The organism is Rhizobium cauense, from assembly GCF_019511525.1.
GTDB lineage: Bacteria > Pseudomonadota > Alphaproteobacteria > Rhizobiales > Rhizobiaceae > Rhizobium > Rhizobium cauense.
In genome coordinates this window covers 1-1,320 of the sequence record NZ_JAEUAT010000053.1, presented here as the reverse complement: position 1 = coordinate 1,320, position 1,320 = coordinate 1, and the positions used below count along the sequence as shown (strand labels likewise).

The window sequence follows — 1,320 nt, the reverse complement described above, 5'->3', positions numbered from 1 at the left end:
TTGGAGTGCTCCCCGTTTCGCCGGACAGGTCAGCTATTGAGATGAAGCGTTGATGAACTCCCTTGGGGAAGCCATCTTCAGCGCTGAATGTGGATGGATTTCGTTGTAATCCTCGATCCATCCGTCGATCTTCCGGAGTGCTGTACTTGCGTCCGGAATGGGTGATATGCGTATGTAGTCCCGTTTCAGGGTTTTGACGAACGCCTCCGACATGCCATTCGACTGTGGGCTCGCAACCGGCGTGAAGCATGGGATCAGATTGAGGGCTTGAGCAAACAGCCTGGTATCCCTTGCAGTGTAGGCACTGCCGTTATCAGATAGATGTTCGATAGCATGCGGAGCGCTGATTGCGCCGAAGCGCTTCTCGACGGCCTCCAACATCATGTCTCGGATGTCAGAACCGGATATCCCGGCATTGGCCACGGCTGCCCAGGCGATGATTTCCCGGTCAAACGCGTCGATGATGAAAGCGAGACGAACCACCTCACCATTCCAGCAGGTGAACTCAAGACCGTCCGAGCACCAACGAAGGTTCGACCGCATCACCATGACTTTGCCGTCGTGGATGCGGCCCTTGCGCACGGCGGTGTGTTTCTCAAGGATCATCGCGTGGTTGGCCATGATGCGATGAACCCGCTTGCGGTTGACGACCGGCTGATCGGCGGCTCGCCGCTGCCTGTTGAGAAGGGCAGCGATCCGCCGATAGCCATAAGTTGGCCTGGCATCCACCAGCTTGCGAATGGCAGGCAGCAGTTCGGCATCCTCGGTTTTCAGATAAGGCCCGCGAGGCTTGGACTTACCTTTCAGACGTTCAGCAAGATTGGACCTCGATACCCCCAGGACTTGCGCCACCGTCTTCATCGGGAACCGTCCTTCGGCAACAAGATCGGCCGCGATATCGGTTTTTTTGACTGGGCTTTGGAAAGGGCTTCGCGGAGAATCTCGTTCTCAAGCGTCTTGCGTCCGAGGATGCGCTCAAGCTCGCGCACTCGATCTTCCAGCTTCTTCACTTCGGAATTGCCGATCACTGGTTCGTCGGAATCCACAGCCACCGCACCTCCCTCGCTCAGGAGCCGACGCCAGCGATACAAAAGATTTGGCGCAACTCCATGTCGTCGAGCCGCAGAGGAAACAGTCTCCCCCGGGGCATAGCTCTCCTCGATGATCTGCAGTTTGCGTTCCGTTGTCCAGCGTCGCCGCCTGACGTCACCGATCATCAGATCAACCTGTCGAAACTCGTTAGACATAAGCCTATCCTCAAGCCTGTGCTTGAGCCTTCCTGCTTATGCTGAGTGTCCGGTCGAATTGGGGTGCAGTTCA

General features: G+C 56.7%; 1 protein-coding gene. It reads right to left on the bottom strand.

Annotated elements, in window-relative coordinates; all coding sequences use genetic code 11:
- Nucleotides 1-33: 33 nt before the first annotated feature.
- Nucleotides 34-1,247, bottom strand: a protein-coding gene (locus JNB88_RS33070; RefSeq protein ID WP_220359160.1) for an IS3 family transposase whose coding sequence is annotated in 2 segments (ribosomal slippage) — nucleotides 34-911 and nucleotides 911-1,247 — 1,215 coding nt in all. Because the reading frame shifts where the segments join, the coding sequence is not laid out codon by codon here.
- Between the last annotated feature and the right edge of the window lie 73 nt (nucleotides 1,248-1,320).